Here is a 24,531-nt window from a genome sequence, read left to right as displayed (position 1 = left end):
GGAGGTCATGCGCGCCGCCACCGGTCCTCGACCCGTTCGGCCAGGCCCGCCCGCTGCAGCCGGGACAGACAGGCCAGGACGGTGGGCAGCGCGAGCCCGGCGCTGACGGTGATCCGGTCGACGGGCACCGCCTGGCGCAGGGGCAGCGCCTCGTGGACGAGGGCCTCCTCCATCGTGAGCCCGTCGGTGGGCCTTGTGGCGGGCTCGGGAGCCGCCCGGGTGGAGGCCCGCCCGCCCGCGCCGCCGCTCCGGGCGGGCGCCTGACCGAGCAGGGCGAGGGCCTCCTGCTCGGTGGTCACGAGACGGGCGGGGCTCTCCTGCAGCAGACGGTGGCAGCCGGCGGAGCTGGGCGAGGTCACGGGGCCGGGGACGACGCCCACCTCGCGGCCGAGGCCGAACGCGTGGCCCGCCGTGTTCTGCGCTCCCGACCGCCAGCGCGCCTCGACCACCAGCACGGCCCCCGCGAGCGCGGCGATGACCCGGTTGCGCTGCAGGAACCGGTAGCGCGTGGGGCTCGCACCGGGCGGCATCTCGGACACGAGCAGCCCGGCGGCCATCACCGCGCGGAGCAGGTCCTCGTGGCCGGCCGGGTAGAACCGGTCGAGGCCGCCGGCCAGCACCGCCACCGTGGGCGGGACGCCGCCGCGTTCCACCGCATCTTCCGGTGTGGCGGGCGCCTGGAGTGCGGCCCGGTGGGCGGCGCCGTCGATGCCGTAGGCGCCGCCGGAGATCACGCACGCGCCCTGCTGGACGGCGTGGGCGGCACAGCGGGCGGTCACCGTCCGCCCGTACGCGGTCGCCTCCCGGCTGCCGACGACGGCGAGCATCCGGTCCGCGGGAGGCAGCGTTCCGGAGCCGCGGAACCACAGGCCCAGAGGCGCCTCCTCGCCCAGGTCCGCCAGGGCGGCGGGCCAGGCGTCGTCCTCGGGGATCAGCAGGCCTCCCCCGAGCCGGTGCAGAGTCACGAGGTCGCGCTCCGGCTCCAGTCGGGCGGCCCGGGGCGCCCAGCGGGCCAGGCCCGCGGCCCAGCGCCGGGGCAGCGTGTCGGGCGTGCCGGCGTGATCGGCGAGCAGATCGCGTTCGGCGGGCTGGATCGTCTCCCGGCCCGTGAGCAGGGCGAGCGCCCGCTCCGGCCCCAGCGCCGTGACGGTCTGCACTGCGAGCGCGTCCCCGGGCTCGACCAGCCGGGTCAGGGCGGCGCGGGCGAGCCGGGCGGCGTCCGGCCGGCGCGGCCCGGCGACGGGGACGTGGTCTGCCCGCGGGGTGACGTGGGTGGTCATGCGTCCTCCTCGTTCTGGTGGCGCAGCGTGAGTGCCACGTCGGTGTCCTCGGGTGCGGGCCGTTCGGCGCCGCGCAGGTCCGCCAGGGTCCAGGCGAGGCGCAGGACGCGGGCGTGGCCGCGCGCGCTCAGCAGGCCCTGGTCGACGGCGTCGTCCGCGGGCCGGCGGGCCGCCCGGGGCACGGCGTACGGGCCGTGTCGCAGCACCGCGGCGGGGACGTGTGCGTTGCGGCGCAGCCCGGACGGGACGAGCCCGCGCTCGGCGGCGGCGGCCCAGCGCCGGGCCTGCCGGTCGGCGGCCGCGGCGACCCGGGCGGCCACCTGCGACGTGGTCTCGGAAGCGGGCACCCCAGTGAGCTGCCGCGCGTCGACGGGCCGCACGGTGACCTGCAGGTCGACGCGGTCCAGCAGCGGCCCGGAGAGCCGCTGGGCGTAGCGCCGGCGTTCGGGCACGCTGCACCGGCATTCGACGCCCGTGCCGCCGCCCTTGCCGCACGGGCAGGGGTTGGCGGCCAGCACCAGCTGGAACCGGGCCGGGTAGACGACGGCGCCGAGGGCCCGGTGCAGCAGCACCTCCCCGGACTCGAGGGGCTGGCGCAGCGCCTCGAGGGTGCGTCGTTCGAACTCGGGGGCCTCGTCCAGGAACAGGACGCCGCCGTGGGCGAGGGAGGCCGCTCCCGGCCGGGCGAGGCCGCTGCCGCCGCCCACGAGGGCCGAGCGGGACGCCGAGTGGTGGGGTGCCTCGAACGGCGGGGTCCGGTCGATGTCGCCGTCGAACCCCTGGGCCGTCCCGCCTCTGCGCCGGACACGGGCGTCGCCACCGCGAAGGGAGCGCAGGGCGGCGCACTCGAGCGCGGTGCGCCGGTCCAGGGGCGGCAGGATCCCGGGCAGGCGCTCGGCGAGCATGGTCTTGCCCGCCCCCGGGGCGCCCATGAGCAGCAGGTGGTGGGCGCCGGCCGCGGCGACCTCGAGCGCGAACCGGGCCTCGGCCTGTCCGGCGACCTCGGCCAGGTCGGGCACCGCACGGGCCGGCTCCGGCTCCGGGGCTGGCACCTGCCGCCGGGTCGGGCGGCGGGGCGCCTCTCCGTCCGGTTCCCCGCCGAAGGCGCGGATGACGTCGTGCAGATGGGCGAAGCCGCGGACTTCAGCGCCGGGGACCAGTCGGGCCTCGGCCTCCGCGTCCTCGGCGACGACCACCTCGGAGCACCCCGCGTCGACGGCGGCCATCACCATCGCCACGGTCTCCGGCGAGCGGTGCAGGGCGCCGTCGAGACCGAGCTCGGCCAGGAACACGGGCCCCTCGACGTTCCGCACCCGCCCGTCCGCGGCGTAGGCCGCCAGGACGATCGCCAGGTCGTGGCAGGCGCCCCGCTTGTGCACCCCCGCTGGCAGCAGGTTCACGGTCAGGTGCCGCCGGGTCAGGGGCAGTCCGGCGTTGCGCGCGGCGGAGCGGATGCGGTCCCGGCTCTCCTGCAGCGCCTGGTCCGGCAGGCCGAGGAGGGTGAACCCGGGCAGGGACTGGGCGATGTCCGCCTCGACGTGCACGACCTCCCCGCGCAGACCCGCCAGCGTGATGGAGCGGGTGCGTCCGATGCCGCTCACGGCCGCACGTCCTGCAGCAGGTCGAAGCGGATCCCTCCCGTGCGCGGCACCAGCACGGCGACGGCGTCGACGCGCCAGGGCGTGCCCCGGCGGTCCGCGGCGTGGGCCCGCACCCACGCCGCGGTGAGGCGGTGCAGCCGGGTGAGCTTGCGCCGGTCGATCGACTCGAACGGGTCGCCGAAGGCCAGGCCCGAGCGGGTCTTCACCTCGACGCCCACCCACCAGCCGGCGTGGTGGGCCACGATGTCCAGCTCTCCGGCCTCGCCCCGCCAGTTGCGGTCGGCGATCACGTAGCCGCGCTCGGCGAGCCAGCGCGCGGCGGCGTCCTCGCCGAACCGGCCCAGCGCCGTGTGCGCGCGGCTGGCGCGCCTGTCTCCGGGCGGCTGCGCCCCGGTCCGTTCCGCGGTCCCCGTCATCCCGACCACCTCCTGGGCACCAGGGTGGCCTGGGGCGGGTTCACCGGGTCGGCGACGGCGGGGATTGTGCGGGGCCGGACGCCTGTGCAGGAGTGGACGTCGGCGTCCCGCCCTCGGGGCCGATCAGGGGTGGGTCAGCTCGGCAGCTGGCCGTCCGGCGGGACCGTCAGGTCCTCGGTGGGCAGCTCCTCGATGTTCACGTCCTTGAAGGTCAGCACCTTCACGCGCTTGATGAACCGCTGCGTGCGGTACACGTCCCACACCCAGGCGTCCTCGAGCAGGATCTCGAAGAACACGTCCCCGTCCGCCTGGCGGGGCGTCAGCCGCACGTCGTTGGCGAGGTAGAAGCGCCGCTCGGTCTCCACGACGTAGCGGAACAGGCCCACCACGTCCCGGTACTCGCGGTAGAGCAGCAGCTCGGCCTCGGCCTCGAAGTCCTCGACGTCGTCTGCGCTCATGACATGCCTCCTCAGTGTTCGCCGCGCACCCGCGACAGTCCGGGCACGCACGGTCTCCATCCTCCCCCGTCCGGGGGTCGCACGTCGAACGGGCGGCCGCGCCCGACCCCGGGGGCTCAGTCGAACAGGGTGGGCGGCGCCTGCGCGGGCGCGCCCGGCAGCCCGAGGTTCCAGCTGCGCCGGTGTTGCCGGCTCGCCCCGCGCTCGGCCAGGGCGGCCCGGTGCGCGGCCGAGCCGTACCCCTTGTTCCCGGCCCACCCGTACCCGGGGTGCTCCGCGTCGAGGGCGATCATGACGTCGTCGCGGGCCACCTTCGCGGCGATCGACGCGGCCGCCACCGTCGCGCACCGGTCCTCGGCCCGCACCAGCATCGTGGGCACGGGCGGCAGCGGGCGCGGCGCGGGCGCGGGGCCGGCGTCGGGATCGGAGCGGCTCAGCCAGTCGTCCCGGCCGTCGAGCACGAGGGCGACCGGCTCCTGCCCCACCGCGGCGCACAGCGCCGCCCACGCCCGTCGCCCGGCGAGGCCGAGGGCCGCCGAGATCCCCAGCGCGTCGATCTCCGCGGGGCCGGCCTCGCCCAGCGCCACCCCGGCCGCCCAGTCCTCGATCTGCGGGACCAGGGCGCGCCGGCGTCGGTCCGTGAGCGCCTTGGAGTCGCGCACCGGAGGGATCTGCCCGGCGGCGGGCAGCCACGCGGCGCACACCCCGACGACGACGGGCCCGGCCAGCGCGCCCCGGCCCACCTCGTCCATGCCCGCCACCAGCACCCGGTCCGCTCCCCGCGCGGCGAGGGCCGGCGCGGCCAGCCCCGCCTCGACGTCCAGGCCGGCGCGCACCGTCGGCCGGCCACCGCCCCGGCGGGCGGTCACGTGCGAGCCTCCGGCGCGGGCGCGTCCGGCACGGTGGCGAACGCGTCGGGGTCGGTGCCGGCGCCGCCGATCCGGTCCAGCGGCCAGACCACGAACCGGGCGCGGCCCACCACGTCGTCGAGGGCCACGAACCCGCCCCCGGGCCCGGCGCGGTGCGCGCGGGAGTCCGCCGACGCCGAGCGATGGTCACCGAGCACCCACAGTCGCCCCGCAGGCACGGTCACCTCGAACGCCTCCTGCGCGGGCGTCTCCCCCGGCGCGAGGTACGGCTCCTCCACGGGCACCCCGTTCACGCGCAGCGTCTCCTCGCCGGGCGTCCAGGAGACGATGTCCCCCGGCAGCCCGACGGCCCGCTTGATCACGTGGCCGCCCCCGGGCAGCCAGCCCTTCGTGTCTTCGAACACCACCACGTCACCGCGGCGCACCGGGAACGGATCCGGGGTGAGCAGCGTGGCGACCACGCGGTCGCCGGCCCGCAGCCCGGGCTCCATGGACGAGGACGGGATGGCGTACATGCGCGCCAGGAAGGCCCACGCCAGCACGCAGGCGAGTACGGTCACGGCGGCCGCGATCAGCGCGGTGCGGCGCCCCGTCACGGCGTGTCCCCGGAGGGGGCGTCCACGGTCCCGCGGCGGGACAGGGGCCACACGATCTCCGCGGCCCGGCCCTCGACCCGCTCGAGCGGGATGAGCCCGCCGCCGGGGGCGCCCAACAGTGCGCGGGAGTCCCGGGAGGCGGCGCGGTGGTCGCCCAGGACGACCATGCGCCCGTCGGGCACCTCGAAGGACCAGGTCCCCGCCGCGGCCGGCTCGTCTGCGGTCACGGGCCTGCCGAGATAGGGCTCGTCCAGCGGCTCGCCCTCGCGCAGCAGCCGCCCGTCCGGGGCGCAGCACTCGAGACGGTCCCCCGGCAGGGCCAGCACGCGCTTGACGAACACGTCCTCGGCCGCGCCGACGCCCCACCACCGGGCGACGTCCTCCAGACCGCGCTCCAGCGATCCGGCCGAACGGTACGGCGCCAGGCTGCCGGCACCGTCGAACACCACCACGTCCCCGCGTTGCAGTCCCTGCCCGCCGGCCGCGGCGGCGTCCACCCGCACGCGGTCACCGGGCTGCAGGGTCGGCTCCATCGACCCGGAGGGGATGAGGTAGACGGGGCCGGTGAGGGCTCGCAGCACCGCGGCCACCACGACGGCGGCCACCACGGTCAGGCCGAGCCACGCCCACCAGCGGCTCGCGCCGGAGGCGGGGGCCGCCGTCGGGCCCGAGGAGGAGCCGGCCCCGGACACGACGGAGCCCCGTGACCGGCGGGGGTCACGGGGCTCCGAGGTGCGCATGGGTCGATCACCGGTCGGCGGGGCCGACCGGGATGATCACTTGGCGTCGGCGCGCTTCTCGCGGATGCGGGCGGCCTTGCCGTGGCGGTCGCGCATGTAGTACAGCTTCGCGCGGCGCACGTCGCCCTTGGTGACGACCTCGATCTTGTCGATGACCGGGGAGTGCACCGGGAACACGCGCTCCACGCCGATGCCGAAGGACACCTTGCGGACGCGGAAGGTCTCGCGCACGCCGTAGCCCTGACGGCCCATGACGTAGCCCTGGAACACCTGGACGCGGGCGGTCTTGCCCTCGATGATGTTCACGTGCACCTTGACGGTGTCGCCGGGGGCGAACTCCGGGATGTCGTCGCGCAGCGTCTTCTTGTCGAACGAGTCGAGAATGTGCATGTCGTCTCTCCTGGCGGATGCCACAGGTCAACCGCGTGGTATGCGGGCGCACGGCCCGTCCACGTCCGCATGACGAGGGGGCCGGGTCCCGAGCCGAGGGCCGGGCTCCGCACGTGGGGTGCGGTCCCGGGGTCCGATCCGTTGACGCGCGCCCCCTGTGGCAGGTCGGGCGTCCGGCGGACACGAGGATCCATTATGCCACAGCCGACGACGTCGCGACGCCCCTCCAGCCCGTCGGGCGCGACGGGTCAGGCCTCAGAGCCGTACGCCGCCCACAGGTCCGGTCGCCGCTCGCGCGTGCGCTCCTCCTGCTGGGCCCGACGCCAGGCCGCGACCTTGCCGTGGTCGCCCGAGAGCAGCACGGGCGGCACCGCACGGCCCCGCCAGTCCGCGGGCTTGGTGTAGACCGGGTACTCCAGCAGGCCGTCCTCGTGGGACTCCTCGACGAGCGAGGCCGGGTTGCCCACGACGCCCGGCACGAGGCGGCCGACGGCCTCGATCATCGCCAGCGCCGCGACCTCGCCGCCGTTGAGCACGTAGTCGCCCAGCGAGACCAGCCGCACCTCGAAGAGCTCCTCTGCCCAGCCGAAGACGCGCTCGTCGATCCCCTCGTAGCGGCCGCACGCGATCGCCACGTGCTCCCGGCCCGCCAGTTCCCGGGCGAACCGCTGGGTGAAGCGCTCCCCCGAGGGCGTCGGCACGAGCAGCACGGGGCGGTCCCCCGGCTCCGCCGACGACGACTCGGCGGGGGCCGGTGACACGGGCCCCTGGGCCGCCACGTGCTCGAGCGCGAGCGCCCACGGCTCCGGTTTCATCACCATGCCGGCGCCGCCGCCGTAGGGCGTGTCGTCCACGGTGCGGTGCCGGTCGACGGTGAAGTCGCGCAGGTCGTGGACGTGCACGTCCACGAGGCCCTCGCGGCGGGCACGGCCCAGCAGCGAGACGTCGAGGACCGCGAGGTACTCGGGGAAGATCGTGACGACGTCGAAGCGCACTGCTCAGTCCTCCGCATCCGCATCGGCGGGCCCGTCTGCGGCGTCCTCGTCCTCGCCGGTGGCGAGCTCGAGCAGCCCCGGCGGCGGGGTCAGCACGAGCACGCCGGCCTCGGGGTCGATCTCCGGGACGATCTCCTCGACGAAGGGCACCAGGGCCTCCTCCTCGACGCCGTCCAACGCGACGTGCAGCAGGTCCTGGACCGCCCCGGTGGTCAGGGCCGTGACGACGCCGACGCGGTCGCCCTCGACCCGCACCTCGAGGTCCACGAGGTCCTCCTCGTACCACTCGTCGGACTCCTCGGGCGCGGCGGGAACGGCGAACAGCTGGGCGCCGCGCAGGGTCTCGGCGACGTTGCGGTCCAGCGACTCGGCGAAGCCGACCACGAGGATCTGCTTGTTCCACCGGGCCCGGGTGACGGTGAGCTCCGCCGGCAGGCCCGGGGCGCCGTCGCGCACCACGAGGCGCTCCCCGGGGGCGAAGCGGGCGTCCGGGTCGTCGGTGAAGACCTGCACGGTCACCTCGCCGCGGATGCCGTGCGGCTTGCCGATGCGGGCGACGCGGACGAGGTCGTCCTGGGCTGCGGGACTCATGGGCTCTCCTGGGTGGGACGGTCGGTGACGGGAGGGGGCGGGGCCGCAGACGACGACGGCCCGCCGGCCCGGTGAGGGGCGGGCGGGCCGTGCGTCACGGGCCGTCAGGAGCGGCGGTCGGTCTCCACCACGTCCACGCGGACGGGGTGGCCGGCCAGGCCGTCCAGCACGGTGCGCAGCGCGGTGGCGGTGCGACCCTGGCGGCCGATCACGCGACCCAGGTCCTCGGGGGCCACGCGGACCTCCAGCATGTCGCCGCGCCGCTGGGAGCGGGCGTCCACGCGGACCGCCTCGGGCGTGTCCACGATGCCGCGCACCAGGTGCTCGAGGGCCTCGGTCAGCATGGTCACTCGGACTTCTCGGCGTCCTCGGCCGGGGCCTCAGCGGCCGGAGCCTCGGCGGCCTGCTCGGACTCGGCCGGGGCCTCCTCCTGCTTCGGCTCCTCCGGCAGGATGACCGAGCCCTTCTCGGGGGCCACGAAGGCCTCCTTCTCGGACTTGGACTTCAGGGTGCCCTCGGCGCCCGACTCGCCCTTGAACTTCTGCCAGTCACCGGTGACCTTCAGCAGCGCGGCGACCTGTTCGGTCGGCTGGGCGCCGACGGAGAGCCAGTACTGGGCGCGCTCCGAGTCGATCTCGATGAACGAGGGCTCCTCGGTGGGGTGGTACTTGCCGATCTCCTCGATGGCACGGCCATCGCGGCGGGTGCGCGAGTCCATGACGACGACGCGGTAGAACGGGGCGCGGATCTTGCCGAACCGCTTCAGACGAATCTTGACAGCCACGAGTGTGGTTCTCCTTCAGTGGATCTGGGGGGCCGGGGCACGACGCCGCGTGGGGGCAGCGGGCGTCGACGACCTGGCACACGGAACGGAGCGCAGCGGAGGATAGAGGGTCGTCCGGGCTCACGCTCAGTACCGTGCCATTCTGCCAGATCGGGCGGGCCGGTGCACACCCGGCGCGCCGCGACCGGGCAGCGGGCGACTCAGCGGTCCTTGAGGTACTTCTCGAAGCCCGCCGGCAGGTTGAGGGTGGACGGGTCGAAGCCCTCCATGCCCGCGCCGTCGCGGCCGAACACCGCCCCGGCCTGCGCCTGGGCGGCGCGGGCGCGCCGCTCCTCGATCGCCTTGCGCTCGGCCGCGGCCTTGGCCGGGTTGCCGGACTTCACGCGATCGCGCTTCGCGTTCTTGCCCTTGCCCTTCGTCTTGCGGGAGGCGCCGCCCGGCATCCCGGGCATGCCCGGGATGCCACCGCCGGCGGCCATGCGCTTCATCATCTTCTGCGCCTCGGCGAAGCGCTCGAGCAGGCCGTTGACCTCGGACACGCTCACGCCCGAGCCGCGGGCGATGCGGGCACGGCGCGAGCCGTTGATGATCTTGGGGGCCACGCGCTCGTGCGGGGTCATCGAGTGGATGATCGCCTCGACGCGGCCGATCGACGACTCGTCGAACTGCTCGAGCTGCTGCCGCATGCCCTGGGCGCCCGGCATCATCATGAGCATCTTCTTCAGCGAGCCCATCTTCTTGAGCTGCTGCATCTGGGCGAGGAAGTCGTCGAGGGTGAAGTCCTCCTGGTCCGCGAACTTGCGGGCCATCTTCTCGGCCTCGCTGCGGTCCCAGTTCTGCTCGGCCTGCTCGATCAGGGAGAGCACGTCGCCCATGTCGAGGATGCGCGAGGCCATGCGGTCCGGGTGGAAGACCTCGAAGTCCTTCAGGCCCTCACCCGTGGAGGCGAACATGATCGGCTTGCCGGTCACGTGGCGGACGGACAGCGCGGCGCCGCCGCGCGCGTCGCCGTCGAGCTTGGTGAGCACGACGCCGGTGAAGCCGACGCCCTCGTTGAACGCCTGGGCCGTGGCCACGGCGTCCTGGCCGATCATCGCGTCGATGACGAAGAGCACCTCGTCCGGGTCCACGGCGGCGCGGATGTCTGCGGCCTGCTGCATGAGCTCGGCGTCCACGCCGAGGCGGCCGGCGGTGTCGATGATGACCACGTCGTGGTACTTCGTGTTGGCCTCGGCGACGCCGTCGCGGGCCACCTGCACCGGGTCGCCGGTGGCGGCCTCGAACTCGGAGGAGACGCCGGGGTGCGGCGCGTAGACCGGGACGCCGGCGCGCTCGCCGCCGACCTGCAGCTGCTTCACGGCGTTCGGGCGCTGGAGGTCGCAGGCCACGAGCAGCGGGGTGTGGCCCTGGGACTTGAGCAGGTGGGCGAGCTTGCCGGCGAGGGTCGTCTTGCCGGCGCCCTGCAGGCCCACGAGCATGATGACGGTGGTGCCCGTCTTGGCGTGCTGGATGCGCCGGGTCTCGCCGCCGAGGATGCCCACGAGCTCCTCGTTGACGATCTTCACGACCTGCTGGCCCGGGTTCAGGGCCTGGGCCACCTCGGCGCTGAGGGCGCGCTCCTTGATCTGCGCGATGAACTGGCGGACCACGGGCACGGCGACGTCGGCGTCCAGGAGGGCGCGGCGGATCTCGCGTGCGGTGGCGTCGATGTCCGCCTCGCTCAGCCGCCCCTTGCCCTTGAGGCTGCGGAAGGTGGCTGTGAGGCGGTCGGACAGGGAGTTGAACACGGCGGGTGTGATCCTTCGAAGCGGGGTCGACTGATCCGGACGCGGTCGGTCGCGGGCGCCGCGGCATCCACCGCGGCGCCCGCCAAGCCTAGCAACCGACCGGCCTCACCCGTCCGCGGCGGCTCACCGCGCCTCCGCGGGGACGGGCACCCCGCCGAAGCCGACGTCGTAGGCCGACTCGTCGTGCAGGGTCAGATCGACGCCCCGCTCCTCGTCCTCCTTGCTCACTCGCAGGCCCATGGTCCCGCGCAGGACCAGGGCGATGACCGTGGTCACCACGGCGGTGAAGACCACGGCGACGAGCACGGCCACCGTCTGGGCCACCAGGAGACCGGCGTCTCCGCCGTAGAACAGGCCCGCCCGGCCCTCGTCCGGCAGGGCGAAGAAGCCGATCAGCACGGTGCCCAGGATGCCGGCGGTGAGGTGCACGCCGACAACGTCGAGCGAATCGTCGAAGCCGAGGCGGTACTTGAGGTTGACCGCGAGCGCGCTGGCCGCACCGGAGACCAGGCCGATCACCACGGCCCCCAGGGGGCTCACATAGGCGCACGCGGGCGTGATGGCGACCAGGCCCGAGACGATCCCGGAGGCGGTGCCGATCGAGGTCGGCCGACCGCGGCGCAGCCACTCCACGAACACCCAGCCGAGCATGCCGGCGGCGCCGGCGGCGAGGGTGGCCACCCAGATCAGTCCGAGCTCGTCGACACCGCCCGCCGCGCCCCCGTTGAACCCGAACCAGCCGAACCACAGCAGGGCCGCGCCGAGCATGGTGAACGGGACGTTGTGCGGCCGGTGGCCGGGGTCCACGCCGAAGCCGTGGCGCTTGCCCAGCAGCAGCGCGAGCACGAGGGCGGCCACGCCGGCGCTGATGTGCACCACGAGCCCGCCGGCGAAGTCGAGGGCCTCCCCCAGACGGGCGCCGATGGCGCCGTCCGCGGAGAGGAGCCCGCCGCCCCACACCATGTAGGCCAGCGGGGCGTAGACGACGGTGGTCCAGACGGGCACGAAGACGCACCACGTGACGAACTTGAACCGGTCAGCCACCGCGCCGGAGATGAGGGCGACCGCGATGATCGCGAAGGTGGCGCCGTAGGCCGCGGCGACGAGCCCGCCCTCGGCCATCGTGCCGGTCAGCCCGAGGTCACCGGCGGGGTTCCCCACCACCCCGGCCCACCCGTCGCCGCCGGTCATCCCGTGGACCCACAGGACCCAGACGACGCCGACGAGGCCCATCGAGACGAAGGACATCATGATCATGTTGAGCGAGGACTTCGCGCGGGTCATGCCGCCGTAGAAGATGGCCAGTCCGGGTGTCATGAGCAGGACCATCGCCGCGCTCGTCACCATCCACACTGTCCCTGCGTCCAGGACGTTCGACTCCTCCATGGGGGTCTCCTTCGGTCCAGGCCGCGAGCCGGGGGCGAACGCCCGTCCCGCGGCGTCGCTGCCCGGCCCCGATCGGGGCCGATGGAGGGACGATACCGGAGAAGTGGGCCACGCCACACGTCGATGACGTCTCCGTGACAGGGAAGGGCCCCTCCCGACGTCGTCGGGAGGGGCCCTGGACCGGGTGCGGGACGTCAGTCGGCCAGCAGCGCGTCCACGAAGCCCTCGGCGGTGAACGGCGCGAGGTCATCGGGGCCCTCGCCGAGGCCGATCAGCTTGACGGGCACGCCGAGCTGGCGCTGGATGGCGATCACGATGCCGCCCTTGGCGGTGCCGTCCAGCTTGGTCAGCACGATGCCGGTGACGTCCACGACCTCGGCGAACACCTTCGCCTGGGTCAGGCCGTTCTGGCCCGTGGTGGCGTCGAGGACGAGCAGGACCTCGTCCACCTCGGCCTGCTTCTCGATGACGCGCTTGATCTTGCCGAGCTCGTCCATGAGGTTGGCCTTGTTCTGCAGGCGGCCCGCGGTGTCCACGAGCACGACGTCGACGCCCTCGGCGATGCCGCGTTCCACGGCCTCGAAGGCGACGGACGCCGGGTCGGCGCCCTCCTTCTCGGAGCGGACGGTCTCGACGCCCACGCGGGCACCCCACGTGGCGAGCTGCTCGGCGGCGGCGGCGCGGAAGGTGTCCGCGGCGCCGAGCACGACGGTGCGGTCCTCCGCCACGAGCACGCGGGCGAGCTTGCCCACGGTGGTGGTCTTGCCGACGCCGTTGACGCCCACGACCATGGTCACGGCGGGGCGGTCGCCCTTGCGGGTCGCGGCGAGACGGCGGTCCATCGAGGGGTCCACCATCGCCACGAGCTCCTCGCGCAGCAGGGTGCGCACCTGCTCGGGGTCACGCGTGCCCTCGACCGTGACGCGGGCCTTGAGGCGGTCGACGAGCTCCAGGGTGGGCTCGGTGCCGAGGTCCGCCATCAGCAGCGTCTCCTCGATCTCGTCCCACACGTCGTCGTCGATGCGGTCCTGGGACAGCAGCGCCAAAAGGCCCTTGCCGAAGACGTTGTTGGACTTGAGCAGGCGGGCCCGCAGGCGGGCCAGGCGCGAGCCGGCGGCCTCGGGCCGCTCGTACTCGGGCTTCGCCGGGGCGGTCTCCGCCTCCTCGACGACGGCGGGCTCCGGCTCGGCGACGACGGGCGGCGCCTCGTCGACCTCGGGGCGTTCCAGGACGGCGGTGGAGCCCGACGGGGCCGCGTGCCGCGGGCTCGGGCGCGGGTCGTCCGCGTCCCGCACTTCCTGGTACGACCCCTTCGGCGGGGCGGGGCGCCGGTCCAGCAGGCCGACGAGCACGCCGCCCAGCAGCAGGGCGGCCACGACTGAGACTATGAGCACGATTTCCACGGGCCCAGTCTGTCACACGGGCCGTCGCTCGCCCCGGGGCGCACTCCCGGTGCCGTGCGAGGATGGCGGTCATGCCGTCGTCGTCCGCCCGCTCCTCGCGGGTCCCTCTGCCCCGTGAGATCAAGGTCCTCGTCGCCGCTGCGTTCATCATCGCGATCGGCTTCGGCATCATCGCCCCGCTGCTGCCGCAGTACGCGGCGACGTTCGACGCGTCCGCCGTCGGGGTGGCCGCCGTCGTGTCCGTGTTCGGGCTGACCCGCCTCCTGTTCGCCCCGGTCTCCGGCAAGCTGACGAACCGGCTCGGCGAGACGCCCGTGTACATGACGGGCGTGCTGATCGTGGCCGCGTCCATGTTCCTGGTGGCCTTCGCGCAAACCTTCCCGCAGCTGCTCCTCTTCCGGGCGCTCGGCGGCGTCGGCTCCACCCTCTTCACCGTGTCCGCGATGGCGTTCCTGGCCCGCAAGTCCCCGCCCACGATGCGTGGCCGAATCTCGGGCGCCTACGCATCCGCGTTCCTGATCGGCAACATCGTGGGTCCGATCGTAGGCTCCGCCCTGGCCGTCTTCGGGTACCGGGCCCCGTTCCTCATCTACGGCAGCTCCCTGGTGGTGGCGGCGGCCCTCGTCTTCTTCCTGCTCAAGGACACCCGGCTCGCGGACCGCGCCGTCCGCGACGTCCGCCCCGCCATGCCGATCCGGGAGGCCCTGGCCAACCCGTCCTACCGGGCCGCGCTGGTCTCCTTCTTCGCCAACGGCTGGGCGACGTTCGGTGTGCGCAACTCGGTGATGCCCCTGTTCGCGGCCACCGCGTTCGCCGGCACGGGCCTGCTCGGCTGGCAGGTGGACGGGGCGATGATGGCGGGCCTGGCCCTGTCCGTGTTCGCGCTGGGCAACGTGGTGGCCGTGTCGTTCAGCTCCCGGCTCTCCGACGTGCACGGACGCAAGCCCCTGATCCTCACGGGTCTGCTCGTGATGGCCGTGACCACGGGCGCCATCGGCTGGGTCGGCACTCCGTCGCTGTTCCTGATCGCCTGCTTGGTCTCCGGCGCGGGCACGGGCATCCTGAACGCCCCGCAGCAGGCGGCCATCGCCGACGTCGTGGGCCAGGGGCGGCGCTCCGGCGCTGTGATGTCCACCGCCCAGATGTCCGCAGACCTGGGCGCCATCTCCGGCCCGCTGCTGGCCGGGCTCGTAGTGGACACGGCCGGCTACGGATGGGCGTTCGCGCTCACCGGCGGCGTCATCCTGCTCGGCGCGCTCGCGTGGTGGCGCGCCCCGGAGACCAATCTGCCGATCGTGCCCGGCGGGCCCCGCACCGGGTCCCTGCCGCTGGTCCGCCCGGAGGACGCCCGGGTGACCCCGCGCGAGGACGGGTGACGTCAGGGCACGCACGAGGCCGCCGTCCCCGCGGGGGCGGCGGCCTCGTGGCATGGACGGGGGTGTCCCCGTCCGGGGGTGCGGTGCGGCTCAGGCGCCGTCGAAGGCCGGCAGCCGCTCGCCCACGCCGAGCAGCTCGGCGATCGCCGAGACCGTGCGCTCTGCCGCGCGGCCGTCGCCGTAGGGGTTCACCGCCTGGGACATCGCGCTGTACGCGGCCTCATCCGTCAGCAGGCGGGTGACCTCGGTGACGACGACCTCCTCGTCCGTGCCGATCAGACGCACGGTGCCGGCGGTCACGGCCTCGGGGCGCTCGGTGTTCTCGCGCATCACGAGGACGGGCTTGCCCAGGGACGGGGCCTCCTCCTGGACGCCGCCGGAGTCCGTCAGCACGACGGTGGCCACGGACAGCAGGTGGGTGAACTCGCCGTAGGCCAGGGGCTCGGTCACGAGCACGTTCTCGCGGCCCTCGATCTCCGGCAGGATCGCCTCGCGCACCACCGGGTTGCGGTGCGCCGGCAGCACGAAGGTGACCTCCGGGTGGTCCGCGGCCAGGCGGGCCAGGGCGCGCCCGACCCCGCGCATCGCGTCGCCCTGGTTCTCGCGCCGGTGGGTCGTCACCAGGACGACGCGACGGCCGGACGCCTCCAGCTCGGCCAGACGCTCGTCCTCGAACGGCACCTGGTGGCTGACGGCCTCCAGCAGCGCGTCGATCACGGTGTTGCCCGTGACGTAGACGTCCTCCGCGGCCACGGCCTCACGCAGCAGGTTGTCCCGGCTCACGGTGGTCGGGGGCAGGTGCAGCGCCGAGATCTGGCTGGTGATCTTGCGGTTGGCCTCCTCCGGGAACGGGGAGAGGATGTCGAAGCTGCGCAGGCCCGCCTCGGCGTGGACCACGGGGATGCCGCGGTTGAAGGCGGCGACGGCGCCCGCCGTCGAGGTCGTGGTGTCGCCCTGGACGACGACGGCGTCCGGCCGCTCCTGCTCCAGGACGGCGTCGAGCCCGTCGAGGGTGCGGGCGAACACGCCGTTGAGGGTCTGGCGGGGCCGGATGATGTTCAGGTCGTGGTCCGGGACGATGCCGAACAGCTCGTTGACCTGGTCCAGCATCTCGCGGTGCTGCCCCGTGACGGTCACCACGCACTCGAACCGCTCGTCGGCCTGCAGCACCTTGACGATGGGGGCCACCTTGATGGCCTCCGGGCGGGTTCCGTAGATGGGCATGACCTTGGGCACAGTTGCTCCTCTTGACTGGACGACGGGCCGCGGGCGCGGCCCTTGAGGCGTGCACGGCTCGTCTCGAAGTGTACTGACCGGAGGGGTCGGGCCGGGGTTGCTAGAGTGAGCACTCGCGGCGGGCCGAGATCGGCCCGGTGCGTCCCCCACAGCTCGAGAAAGGGTGCCCGGCATGGCCGAATCCGGCGATCCCCGCGTCCCGAGCGGCACCGCGGTCCTCGCCGTGGACGGAACCAGCCTGCGCCGAGTGGGCGCCCGCCCGGGCCTGGCGCGCTACCTGGCCTCCCTCTGGGAGTACCGCTCGTTCATCCTGTTCGACTCCCGCTCCCGGATCGCGGGGGCCAACTCCACGAACGCCCTGGGCCGCCTGTGGATGGTGCTCAACCCGATCCTGGACGGCCTGGCCTACTTCCTGGTGTTCGGGCTGCTCCTGGGGACGGGGCGCGGGATCGAGAACTTCCTCGCCTACCTCATCGTGGGCGTGTTCCTCTTCCGCTTCACCACCCAGGCCGTCACGAGCGGCTCGCGGTCCATCTCGGGGAACGCGTCGATCGTCCGCGCCTTCCAGTTCCCCCGGGCCACCCTGCCGATCGCCACCAACATCCGCGAGCTCCTGCAGTTCGGGCCCACCCTGGCGGTGATGGTGGTGCTCGTCCTGGTGATCCCGCCCATGGAGACCATCACCTGGCGCTGGCTGCTCATGATCCCCCTGCTGGCCGTGCAGACCCTGTTCAACGTGGGCCTCTCGCTGATCCTGGCGCGCATCGTGTCCCACTGGGTCGACTTCGGCAACCTCATCGGCTTCGGCATGCGGCTGTGGCTCTACCTCTCGGCCGTGTTCTTCAGCGCCCGCCGGTTCGCGGACATCCCCCCGCTGATGACCGCCATGCATCTGAACCCCATGTTCTGCGTGCTCGACATCGCCCGCCAGTCCATGCTCTACGGCCAGCCCGCCGACCCGGCGCGCTGGGGGGTGCTGCTCGCCTGGACGGCCGCGCTGCTGGTGATCGGAGTAGTCTTCTTCTGGATGGCCGAGGAGACATACGGGGAGGAGCGATGACCCAGTCCGACCCGACGACGTCCAACCGGTCCGCCGCGCCGCGCCACGCCCTCCCGACGCCCCCCCTCTCCCCCGCGCCGGCGGACCGGGTGGAGGATGCCGCCGTCGTCCTCGACCAGGCGGGGATGACCTACACGGTCCGCTCCGCGGAGGCACTCGGCGGCCGGTCCCTGCGCAGTCGGCTGCGCGGTGGCGCATCCGGCCTGCGCACCACCACGGTGGAGGCCCTCAAGCCGCTCTCGCTCGTGGTCCGCCAGGGGGAGTCCGTCGGGGTGGTCGGCACGAACGGATCGGGCAAGTCCACGCTCATGAAGCTCGTCACCGGCCAGCTCCACCCCACCACGGGCCACGTGTACGCCACGACCACCCCCGTGATGCTCGGGGTCAACGCGGCGCTGGTGCGGCAGGTCTCCGGCGAGGACAACATCATGCTCGGCTGCCTGGCCATGGGCATGTCCCGGGTCGAGGCCGAGGCCAAGTACGACTCGATCGTCGAGCTCTCCGGACTGGAGGCGAAGGCGCTCCAGCTGCCGCTGAAAGCGTACTCCTCGGGCATGGCGTCCCGTCTGCAGTTCGCGATCGCCACGGCGGTGGACCCCGACATCCTCGTCATCGACGAGGCACTGAACACCGGCGACGCCCAGTTCCGCGCACGGACGCGCAGCCGGATCGACCAGCTGCGCGAACAGGCGGGGTGCGTGTTCCTGGTCAGCCACTCCATGAGCACCATCCAGGAGATGTGCACGCGGGCCATCTGGATTGAGCAGGGGGTCCTCACCATGGACTCCGGGGCCAAGTCGGTCACCAGGACGTACGCCCGCTACACGCGGAAGAAGGCACGCGGGGACCACGAGGGCGCCCTCGCCCTTCTGGAGGCTGAGCGGGGCGTCCTCAAGCGCACCGCCGTCACCTGGCCGGACGACGCCCGCCCCCGCCGCACCACGGCGTCATGACGGGCGGCGGCCGCCCCCTCCACGTGGCCGGAGTGCTGCTCGGCCGCACCCGCACCCGCCTCGCCGACGGATGGAATGCCGCCGCCCGCCGGGGCCGGACCTCCACGGGCCGCCTCACCGTCCCCGTGTCGGCGTGGGCCGCCTCCTCCCCCGACGACGCCGCCCGGTACGAGGGTCCGCCGGCGCGCCGCGTCCTCCCGCTCCCCGCCTCGGCCCGGCTCACGCGCGCGGTCACCGGAGCCCGTCGGCCCTCGCTCGACGCGTGGAACCCCCTGGGACCGAGGACGCCGCAGTCCCCCGGCATCTTGCTCCTTCCCGTCGACCCCGCTGAGCCCGGGGCGTGGCCGCCCGAGGACGCCGCCGCGCTGGCCGCGTCCCGTGCCACAGCACTGAGGGGTGAGGGCCTGCACACCGTGGTGACCGATGCGCGGCCCCAGGGGCGGCGGATGGCGCGGCTGCTGCTCCGAGCCCAGGGCCGGCAGGTCCCCGGCGTCCTCATGGTCCCCGAGGCCGCGGTGGGCGCGCCCGCCCCGGCACGCTGGGCCGAGGCGCTCACGCTGGTCGACGCCGTGGTGGTGCCCCACCCGGAGCGGACGTCCCCGGCGCTGCGGGCTCTCGCCGCCGCCGCCGGACGCGCCGTCCTGAGCCCGGCAGACGCCGCCGCTCCCCCCGCCGACCTGGCGGCCCGCGGGCGGGCGGCCCGGCTCGAGCTGGTCCACGAGGGCCCACCGCTCACCCCGCCCCCCGCGACGCCCCCGCGCGTCCGCGTGGGGGCCGAGCCGCGCCGGGTGGTCGTGGCGGGGCACGACCTGAAGTTCGCCGGCGGCCTCATCGCGGAGCTCCGCGCCCGGGGGCATGAGGTGCGGGTGGACGAATGGCGGGGCCATGCCCGGCACGATGTCGGCGCGAGCACAGCCCTGGCGCACTGGGCCGACGTCGTGCACTGCGAGTGGTCGCTCGGCAACGTCGTGTGGTACTCCCGACATCGGCCGGACAGAACCCGACTCACAGTCCGCACCCACCTCCAGGAGGCCTCGACCGAGTTCCCCCGCCGGGTGCGGCATGACGCCGTGGACTCCTGGGTGTTCGTGGCGGAGCACGTGCGGGCGCAGGTGCTGCGCGACGTCGGCTTCCCGGCGGAGCGCGCGCACTGGATCCCCAACGCGGTCCGGATGCCCGGACCCGCCGCGCCGTCCGCTGCGCCCCCTGATCCGCTGCGCCGGTTCACGCTGGGCCTGGTGGGAGTCCTCCCGGCGCGCAAGGGGCTGCACCGCGCCCTCGACCTGCTCGCCGCGCTGCGCGCGGAAGATCCCCGCTTCCGGCTGGCCATCCGTGGCCACCGCCCGGAGGACGTCGCCTGGATGACGGCCCGCCCCACGGAGGCCGCGTACTTCGCCGAGCAGGCCCGCCGAATGGCCGAGGATCCCCTCCTGAAGAGCGCGGTGACCTGGGACCCGCACGGCCCGGACATGGGTCCGTGGTACGCACGGGTGGGCGTGGCCCTCTCCGTCTCCGACTTCGAGTCCTTCCACTTCACCCTGCCCGACGGGGCGGTGCACGGATGCCTGCCGCGCTCCCTCGCGTGGGCCGGTGCGGACCTGCTCTACCCGCCGGACTGGCTGGCCGCGTCGACGGACGAGCTGGCGCGGGGCCTGCACGACGAGGTCGCCGACTTGGCACGCTGGACACGGCTCACGGCGGAGGCCGCGGCGTACGTGGCGGAGCGCTTCGCCGAGCGGCGCGTGGTGCCCGCCCTGGCGGACGCCGTGCTGGGCCTGCGCTGACCCGGCACGGCGGGGGGCGTCAGCCCCGCAGCCAGGCGCCCCCGAACCACAGGTCCGCCGTGCGGATGCGCCAGAGCGTCTTGCGGAACTCCCGCATGGACACCCCCGCCGGAGGCGCGGCCCTCCCGGACTCCGCCGTCGCCTCGACGGCCCGCAGCCACTCCTCCGACAACAGCGGTGCCAGCGCTCCGAAGCCCTCCGAGCGGACGATGTCGGAGGCCAGCTCCGCGGCGGCGGCGCCGGAGTGCTCCCCCCGCTCGGCGGCGGGGACCTGGTCGGCTCGAGGCTCGAGCGGGGGCAGCGGGCGCGTCCGCGCCTCGTAGTGCTCCCCGGACCAGGACGGATCGGGACCGGAGAGCTCGAACTTCCAGGGCTTGCCGTCCAGGGGGATGGCCGTCCCCTCGGGCCACACCCGGGCGAGGGCGCCGAAGGCGGCACGGTAGGAGACCTTCTCGGCCATCGCGAGCACGTCCGCCACCGCGGTGACCTCCGCATCGCCCAGGGGGTAGGCGACCATGGCGTCCGCGGAGTAGAGGCTGATGTGGCCCTGCATCCACCGCCCCGACCGGAACTGGCGGGCGAACAGGTACATCGCCTCGACCGGGTTGTTCGCGGGCTGGGTCCGGAACCACTCGCGGAGCCAGGCGTCATGGCCGGCGCGGACGCTGGGGCGCACCGCCCCCGAGCCCGCGGAGAGGAGCGCCTCCTGGGCCGACTCGCTCGTGTAGCGCAGGCTCTTGGCGGCACCGCCCTTGTAGAGCGGCCAGTTCCCGAGCATCACGGCCTCCCCGGGACCGCCGACGTCCGCACCGAGGTAGCGGCCCGTGTGGGCCTCGGACGGGGGGACGCCCCGACTCCGGCGGAGGGTGGCGCTCAGTTGCTCCGTGACGTCCTCCCCCGGGGCCAGGGGCGGAGTGGACATGCGGAAGGGCAGGCCGGCACGCTCCGAGAGGATGCGTCCGAGGCGGACGTCGAGGTCGTGGTCCTGCCCGTACGTCAGCGTCGAGATCTCCATGCCGCGGCCGCGCAGCAGCCCGATGAGGAGTCGGCTGTCCGCGCCGCCGGACACCCGGAGCTGCAGCGGGCGCTCCCCCACGCGTCGCTGCACGCGATCGGCGGACGCGCGCATCGCGTCCGCCAGCGCGTCGGCGCCCTCCTCGGGCGTGTGGTCGGCGGACAGCGGGTGGGTAAGCCCCGCGGGGGCCTCGACGTCCGTGACCCGGCCGTCATGGACCTGGACGGCGCGGTCCACGGGGAGCACGCGCACGTTCTCGAACGGGGACTGCCCCGTCATGGAGTAGCCGAAGGACAGGTACTCGGCCAGGTAGGACGGGGAGAGGGCCACGGCGTCACGGCGCCCGCCCGCCAGTGCCAGAGCGACGAGCAGCGGCCGGTTCGACAGGTAGACGTGTCCGCCGTCCTTACCCCAGTGGACGGCCTCGAAGGCCGGCACCGTGTTCCAGGCGGTGACCCGGCCGGTCCAGCGCTCCACCAGCACGGCGGCGTAGTGACCCCACACCGGCCGCTCGTAGACCAGGCGCCCCGCCCGCAGCCGCACCGCGTCCGCCAGGTCGGCCGCATCCTCGGCCCCGGCCATCACGGCCCACCGGTCGCCGCGCGCCGGGAGCACGGGCTCGGTGCCCCGCCGGGCGAACACCAGGGCCGACGTCGAGGCGGCCGGGTGCACGAGCGCCGGCTCGGCCTCGTAGTCCATGCCTACGAAGGGCGCGTAGCCCCGTGCCACGGACTCGAGCAGGCGGGCCGTGGCCGCCCTGTCCTGCTCCTCCACCCGGGACGTGCGCACGGCCACCAGGAAGTCGGTCACGGTCTGCTCCTCAGTCTCGGACCACACCCGGCACTGGGGGCGGGGCGGCATCAGTCTCGCCCGGGAGGGACCTCCACGCCGAGCCGTTCATAGAGGTCACGATACCGCCGTGCATTCGCCGCCCAGGTGCGGGTGCCCACGGCCCAGGCGCGTCCGGCGGATCCGAGCGCCTCCCGCCGTCCGGGCTCCGCGATGAGGTCCCCGAGGCGGCGCGCCCACGCCGCCGGGTCCTCCGCCGGCACGAGCGCTCCGGTGACGCCGTCCTGCACGAGCTCGGCGAGCGCGGGGAGGTCCGAGGCCACCACGGGCGTGCCCACGGCGGACGCCTCCACCGACTTCATGGGCGTCACCGCGCGGGTGACCGGGAGGTCGCGGCGGGGCACGGTGAATACGTCCAGGCTGACCTGCTCCCAGAGCGCCTCGGACCGGGCGACGCGGCCGGGGAAGCGCACGCGGTCCGCGATCCCGAGGTCGGAGGCGAGGCTGCGGAGGGCCGGAAGGCTGGCCCCGTCACCGGCGATGGACACCCGCAGGTCGGGGTGGCCCGGCATCAGGAGGGCCGCGGCGCGCAGGAGGGTGTCGAGGCCCTCGTATCCCACCAGGGAGGACACGGTGCCGATGTACACGTGGTCCTCGGCCAGCCCCAGACGGCGGCGGGCCTCGGCACGGGTGGGCGGCTCGGCCAGGAACGCCTCGCCGATCGCGTTGGGGCACACCGTGATGTCCTCCGCGGCCACGCCCTGGGCGCGCAGGCGGGCGGCCATGGTCTCCCCCAGGGTCACGACGGCGTCCGCGGACCGTGCCGCCTCCTCCTCCCGCGCCACGAACTCGCGGTAGCGCTGGGAGGTGAGGGCGGCGTCGTCGCGCTGGGACGCCCACGTGTCCGCGAGCTGGCCCCGGACCTCGTAGACCCACGGGATGCCGTAGGCCTCGGCCACGGACCGCACCGCCACGGCGTTCACGAAGTGAGTGGTGGTGTGCAGCGCCTGCGGCCGGAAGCGCTCGACCTCCGCCGCGAGGAGGCACGCGTGCTGGTCGATCCGGGCCGCGGTGCCCTGGGCCAGGCGCCACGGGGTGAGGCGGCGGTAGCGGACACCGTCCACCACGTCCTCGCGTGCCGCCCACGGGACGCCCACCTGGGCCGGCCAGCCCGGCCTGGTGACGGCCTCCACATGGATCCCGGCGTCCGCGAGCGCGCGCAGCGTCGAGTGGCTGCGCTGCGCGTAGCCGGACCCGGTGTGGGGCAGCGAGTTGGTGAGCACGTGGAGGACGCGCCCCGGCAGGGGGGTGTAGGGCGCGTGGCGGGGCACGCGCGGGCGGTGTCCCGCGAACGCGGCCGCCTCCCCCGCCATGCGCCGGTGCAGGTCGCCGAGTCCGCGCCGGTCCGAGGCGGTGACCGCGGCGTCGAGGTCTCCGCGGTGCAGCGCCAGACGGGCGGCGGCGGCGTGCCACGCGGTGCCGCGGCCATCCTCCGGGACGGCCTCCAGCAGTCCGGCGGCGAGGGCGGCGTCGCCCAGCAGCAGGGCGGCGTCCGCGCGGGCGACGGCGGCGGGCCGGGCATCGCCGGCCGCTCCGGCGCGCTCATCACCGGCGACCCGGGCGCGGGCCTCGGCGGTGCGGCCCTGCATCTCCAGTCCCACGGCGGCGGCCACGGAGCCGAGCCCCGGACCTCGACCGGCGGTGGCGACGAGCGTGCCGAGGGGGCCCCGCCACGCGGCGGGCAGCCGACGGGAGCCCTGCAGGAGCAGCCGCAGCGGATCGTCCACCACGTGCTCGGCGACGATCTGGGCGGTCAGCGCGGCGTGGCGCGCCCACGGGACCTCCCGCACTCGTCCCAGGAGACCGGAGATGCTCCGCTGATCCACTGACCCTCCCGTGTGTCTGGCCCGGACGCCGGTGCACACGGAACGCGTCCGGTGCGCCGCCCACTCTAGCCACGTCGGGCGCGCCGGACGGGTTGCTAGGGTGAGCCCCGGTGCCGCCGCGTGACGCGCGGCACGTCCGGGCGCCGCAGCCGGCGCACCGGCCTGCCGTCCTCCGAAAGGCGAACCTCGCGTGCGACTGCTCCCCCTCAGCGGGCGCCTGGCCCTGGTCGGCCTGGGCCTGCTCCTCCTGGCCGGCGTGTGCGCCGCCCTCCGGTGGGGAGTGGCCGCCCGCGTCGCGGCCGGTCTCGGCGCGGCCCTCGTCGGCGGGTACCTCGTGCTCAGCGCCCGCGCCCTCACCCGCACGCTCGCCACCGCGTCCACCGCCCAGGCGCGCACGGCGCGTCGGCACCAGGACTCCGCCCGGGACCAGGCGAGCCGGCTGGAGTCGCTGGGCGACGACGTCGCCGCCCTGCGCGGAGACCTCTCGGCACTGAGGGACGAGGTCGCGACCCTGCGCACCGGGGTGCGCACCGTCGGCACGGAGGTCGCGGCCGTTGACGCACGGGGCGCGCGCCAGGCCGAGGCCCTCCTGTCCGAGGTCGCCGGCCTGCGGGCACGCGCCGAGACCGCCTCCGCCTCCCTGGACGCCGCGGCCACGGACCTCGCAGACCTCCGCCGGCGGGTCGGCGCCCCGGCGCCGGCGCGCCAGGGGTGGGACGAGCTCGCCCGACTGCGCCGCCCCGGTCCCTGCCTCGTGCTGCTGCGCAGAGAGGAGCTCGCCGCGGCCCTCGCGGGGGCGGACGAGACGACGCCGGTCCTCGTCGGCGCCGAGGCGGAGGCCGTGCTCGCCCACGGCACCCCCCACACCGTCGGCGGGGTCCTGTTCTCCCTGGAGGACGCGGCGGGCCTGCCCGACGCGCGGCTCGCGGCCCTGACCGCGGCTCTGGCCTGGCTGCGGCCCGGGGTGCCGGTCCTGGGCGTGGGCCGGCACGCGGTGCTGCTGGACGGCCAGGCGGGCGCCCTCGCCGAGCGGGTCGGCCACGCCGTGGCGCCGCAGCGTCTCGGGCCCCACGTCGTGCGGCTGGTGCCGGTCGGGCCGCCGACGTTCACCTCCGCCCCCGGCGGGAAGGGCTGAC

General features: G+C 74.8%; 23 protein-coding genes. 5 read left to right on the top strand and 18 right to left on the bottom strand.

Annotation, left to right across the window (positions count from 1 at the left end):
• Nucleotides 1-5 precede the first annotated feature (5 nt).
• From O3T09_RS01405 to ftsY, 15 genes are all read right to left on the bottom strand, one after another.
• Nucleotides 6-1,280, bottom strand: coding sequence for a DNA-processing protein DprA (locus O3T09_RS01405; protein ID WP_242679275.1), 1,275 nt, complete (start codon nt 1,278-1,280; stop codon nt 6-8).
• Nucleotides 1,277-2,881 (bottom strand): YifB family Mg chelatase-like AAA ATPase, encoded by a 1,605-nt coding sequence (locus tag O3T09_RS01400; RefSeq protein ID WP_269295295.1) that lies wholly within the window; start codon nt 2,879-2,881, stop codon nt 1,277-1,279. Before O3T09_RS01400 ends, O3T09_RS01405 begins: the two co-directional genes overlap by 4 nt.
• A complete protein-coding gene (locus tag O3T09_RS01395; RefSeq protein WP_098093050.1) occupies nt 2,878-3,297 on the bottom strand; it encodes a YraN family protein in 420 nt (139 codons plus the stop codon). Before O3T09_RS01395 ends, O3T09_RS01400 begins: the two co-directional genes overlap by 4 nt.
• A 134-nt stretch (nt 3,298-3,431) precedes the next feature.
• The gene (locus tag O3T09_RS01390) at nt 3,432-3,755 is read right to left on the bottom strand and encodes a DUF2469 domain-containing protein (protein ID WP_002853817.1); all 324 of its coding nucleotides are present in this window, start codon (nt 3,753-3,755) and stop codon (nt 3,432-3,434) included.
• A 116-nt stretch (nt 3,756-3,871) separates the two neighbouring features.
• A complete protein-coding gene (locus O3T09_RS01385) occupies nt 3,872-4,624 on the bottom strand; it encodes a ribonuclease HII (RefSeq protein ID WP_145015490.1) in 753 nt (250 codons plus the stop codon).
• Complete coding sequence (lepB, locus tag O3T09_RS01380; protein ID WP_036312832.1) at nt 4,621-5,220, bottom strand: signal peptidase I; 600 nt, start codon at nt 5,218-5,220, stop codon at nt 4,621-4,623. The genes O3T09_RS01385 and lepB (O3T09_RS01380) overlap by 4 nt, the downstream gene beginning before the upstream one ends.
• Nucleotides 5,217-5,960: a signal peptidase I gene (lepB, locus tag O3T09_RS01375; protein ID WP_269295294.1), complete on the bottom strand. Its 744-nt coding sequence runs from the start codon at nt 5,958-5,960 to the stop codon at nt 5,217-5,219. The genes lepB (O3T09_RS01380) and lepB (O3T09_RS01375) overlap by 4 nt, the downstream gene beginning before the upstream one ends.
• Nucleotides 5,961-5,996: 36 nt before the next feature.
• Entirely contained in the window at nt 5,997-6,350 is a 354-nt protein-coding gene (gene rplS / locus O3T09_RS01370; RefSeq protein ID WP_002853821.1) for a 50S ribosomal protein L19, read from the bottom strand.
• 248 nt (nt 6,351-6,598) lie between these two features.
• A complete protein-coding gene (gene trmD, locus O3T09_RS01365) occupies nt 6,599-7,345 on the bottom strand; it encodes a tRNA (guanosine(37)-N1)-methyltransferase TrmD (protein WP_119217375.1) in 747 nt (248 codons plus the stop codon).
• 3 nt (nt 7,346-7,348) lie between these two features.
• On the bottom strand, nt 7,349-7,936 hold the full coding sequence (gene rimM, locus O3T09_RS01360; protein ID WP_101965524.1) for a ribosome maturation factor RimM: 588 nt from the start codon (nt 7,934-7,936) through the stop codon (nt 7,349-7,351).
• A gap of 104 nt (nt 7,937-8,040) precedes the next feature.
• Nucleotides 8,041-8,280: an RNA-binding protein gene (locus O3T09_RS01355; RefSeq protein WP_029248213.1), complete on the bottom strand. Its 240-nt coding sequence runs from the start codon at nt 8,278-8,280 to the stop codon at nt 8,041-8,043.
• A gap of 2 nt (nt 8,281-8,282) precedes the next feature.
• Entirely contained in the window at nt 8,283-8,720 is a 438-nt protein-coding gene (gene rpsP, locus O3T09_RS01350; RefSeq protein WP_036340115.1) for a 30S ribosomal protein S16, read from the bottom strand.
• 200 nt (nt 8,721-8,920) lie between these two features.
• The gene (gene ffh, locus O3T09_RS01345) at nt 8,921-10,507 is read right to left on the bottom strand and encodes a signal recognition particle protein (protein WP_144860373.1); all 1,587 of its coding nucleotides are present in this window, start codon (nt 10,505-10,507) and stop codon (nt 8,921-8,923) included.
• A gap of 123 nt (nt 10,508-10,630) precedes the next feature.
• On the bottom strand, nt 10,631-11,893 hold the full coding sequence (locus O3T09_RS01340; RefSeq protein WP_269295293.1) for an ammonium transporter: 1,263 nt from the start codon (nt 11,891-11,893) through the stop codon (nt 10,631-10,633).
• A 194-nt stretch (nt 11,894-12,087) separates the two neighbouring features.
• A complete protein-coding gene (gene ftsY, locus O3T09_RS01335; protein WP_178329081.1) occupies nt 12,088-13,296 on the bottom strand; it encodes a signal recognition particle-docking protein FtsY in 1,209 nt (402 codons plus the stop codon).
• Nucleotides 13,297-13,367: 71 nt separating this feature from the next.
• Here ftsY and O3T09_RS01330 point away from each other — a divergent pair, with 71 nt between their 5' ends.
• Nucleotides 13,368-14,672 carry an MFS transporter gene (locus tag O3T09_RS01330; protein ID WP_269295292.1) on the top strand — a complete coding sequence of 435 codons (1,305 nt, stop codon included), beginning with the start codon at nt 13,368-13,370 and terminating at the stop codon, nt 14,670-14,672.
• Between the two features lie 90 nt (nt 14,673-14,762).
• Here the strand turns inward: O3T09_RS01330 and wecB are convergent, their stop codons facing one another.
• Nucleotides 14,763-15,908 (bottom strand): non-hydrolyzing UDP-N-acetylglucosamine 2-epimerase, encoded by a 1,146-nt coding sequence (gene wecB / locus O3T09_RS01325; RefSeq protein WP_269295291.1) that lies wholly within the window; start codon nt 15,906-15,908, stop codon nt 14,763-14,765.
• 172 nt (nt 15,909-16,080) lie between these two features.
• On the opposite strand from wecB, the gene O3T09_RS01320 reads away from it, so the two are divergent.
• The 3 genes from O3T09_RS01320 to O3T09_RS01310 are packed head-to-tail and all read left to right on the top strand — an operon-like array spanning nt 16,081 to nt 19,705.
• Nucleotides 16,081-16,968: an ABC transporter permease gene (locus O3T09_RS01320; RefSeq protein ID WP_269295290.1), complete on the top strand. Its 888-nt coding sequence runs from the start codon at nt 16,081-16,083 to the stop codon at nt 16,966-16,968.
• The gene (locus O3T09_RS01315; RefSeq protein WP_135039966.1) at nt 16,965-17,921 is read left to right on the top strand and encodes an ABC transporter ATP-binding protein; all 957 of its coding nucleotides are present in this window, start codon (nt 16,965-16,967) and stop codon (nt 17,919-17,921) included. The genes O3T09_RS01320 and O3T09_RS01315 overlap by 4 nt, the downstream gene beginning before the upstream one ends.
• Entirely contained in the window at nt 17,918-19,705 is a 1,788-nt protein-coding gene (locus O3T09_RS01310) for a hypothetical protein (RefSeq protein WP_251679434.1), read from the top strand. The genes O3T09_RS01315 and O3T09_RS01310 overlap by 4 nt, the downstream gene beginning before the upstream one ends.
• Before the next feature lie 19 nt (nt 19,706-19,724).
• On the opposite strand, the gene O3T09_RS01305 is transcribed toward O3T09_RS01310, so the two are convergent.
• The gene (locus O3T09_RS01305; protein WP_135039964.1) at nt 19,725-21,530 is read right to left on the bottom strand and encodes a hypothetical protein; all 1,806 of its coding nucleotides are present in this window, start codon (nt 21,528-21,530) and stop codon (nt 19,725-19,727) included.
• A gap of 50 nt (nt 21,531-21,580) precedes the next feature.
• Nucleotides 21,581-23,395 (bottom strand): glycosyltransferase family 4 protein, encoded by a 1,815-nt coding sequence (locus O3T09_RS01300; protein ID WP_269295289.1) that lies wholly within the window; start codon nt 23,393-23,395, stop codon nt 21,581-21,583.
• A gap of 190 nt (nt 23,396-23,585) precedes the next feature.
• Here O3T09_RS01300 and O3T09_RS01295 point away from each other — a divergent pair, with 190 nt between their 5' ends.
• On the top strand, nt 23,586-24,530 hold the full coding sequence (locus O3T09_RS01295) for a hypothetical protein (RefSeq protein ID WP_269295288.1): 945 nt from the start codon (nt 23,586-23,588) through the stop codon (nt 24,528-24,530).
• Nucleotide 24,531: the final 1 nt, after the last annotated feature.

The sequence above is a fragment of the Micrococcus sp. H39-S4 genome, assembly GCF_027158145.1.
Classification (GTDB): domain Bacteria; phylum Actinomycetota; class Actinomycetes; order Actinomycetales; family Micrococcaceae; genus Micrococcus; species Micrococcus luteus.
This window is presented reverse-complemented; position numbering and strand designations above follow the sequence as displayed.

What these genes read in the sequence shown, in the direction of transcription:
- O3T09_RS01405 (WP_242679275.1), bottom strand. Translation starts at nt 1,280, where the DNA reads ATGACCACCCACGTCACCCCGCGGGCAGACCACGTCCCCGTCGCCGGG.
- O3T09_RS01395 (WP_098093050.1), bottom strand. Translation starts at nt 3,297, where the DNA reads ATGACGGGGACCGCGGAACGGACCGGGGCGCAGCCGCCCGGAGACAGG.
- O3T09_RS01390 (WP_002853817.1), bottom strand. Translation starts at nt 3,755, where the DNA reads ATGAGCGCAGACGACGTCGAGGACTTCGAGGCCGAGGCCGAGCTGCTG.
- lepB (WP_269295294.1), bottom strand. Translation starts at nt 5,960, where the DNA reads ATGCGCACCTCGGAGCCCCGTGACCCCCGCCGGTCACGGGGCTCCGTC.
- rplS (WP_002853821.1), bottom strand. Translation starts at nt 6,350, where the DNA reads ATGCACATTCTCGACTCGTTCGACAAGAAGACGCTGCGCGACGACATC.
- rimM (WP_101965524.1), bottom strand. Translation starts at nt 7,936, where the DNA reads ATGAGTCCCGCAGCCCAGGACGACCTCGTCCGCGTCGCCCGCATCGGC.
- O3T09_RS01355 (WP_029248213.1), bottom strand. Translation starts at nt 8,280, where the DNA reads ATGCTGACCGAGGCCCTCGAGCACCTGGTGCGCGGCATCGTGGACACG.
- O3T09_RS01340 (WP_269295293.1), bottom strand. Translation starts at nt 11,893, where the DNA reads ATGGAGGAGTCGAACGTCCTGGACGCAGGGACAGTGTGGATGGTGACG.
- O3T09_RS01330 (WP_269295292.1), top strand. Translation starts at nt 13,368, where the DNA reads ATGCCGTCGTCGTCCGCCCGCTCCTCGCGGGTCCCTCTGCCCCGTGAG.
- O3T09_RS01320 (WP_269295290.1), top strand. Translation starts at nt 16,081, where the DNA reads ATGGCCGAATCCGGCGATCCCCGCGTCCCGAGCGGCACCGCGGTCCTC.
- O3T09_RS01315 (WP_135039966.1), top strand. Translation starts at nt 16,965, where the DNA reads ATGACCCAGTCCGACCCGACGACGTCCAACCGGTCCGCCGCGCCGCGC.
- O3T09_RS01310 (WP_251679434.1), top strand. Translation starts at nt 17,918, where the DNA reads ATGACGGGCGGCGGCCGCCCCCTCCACGTGGCCGGAGTGCTGCTCGGC.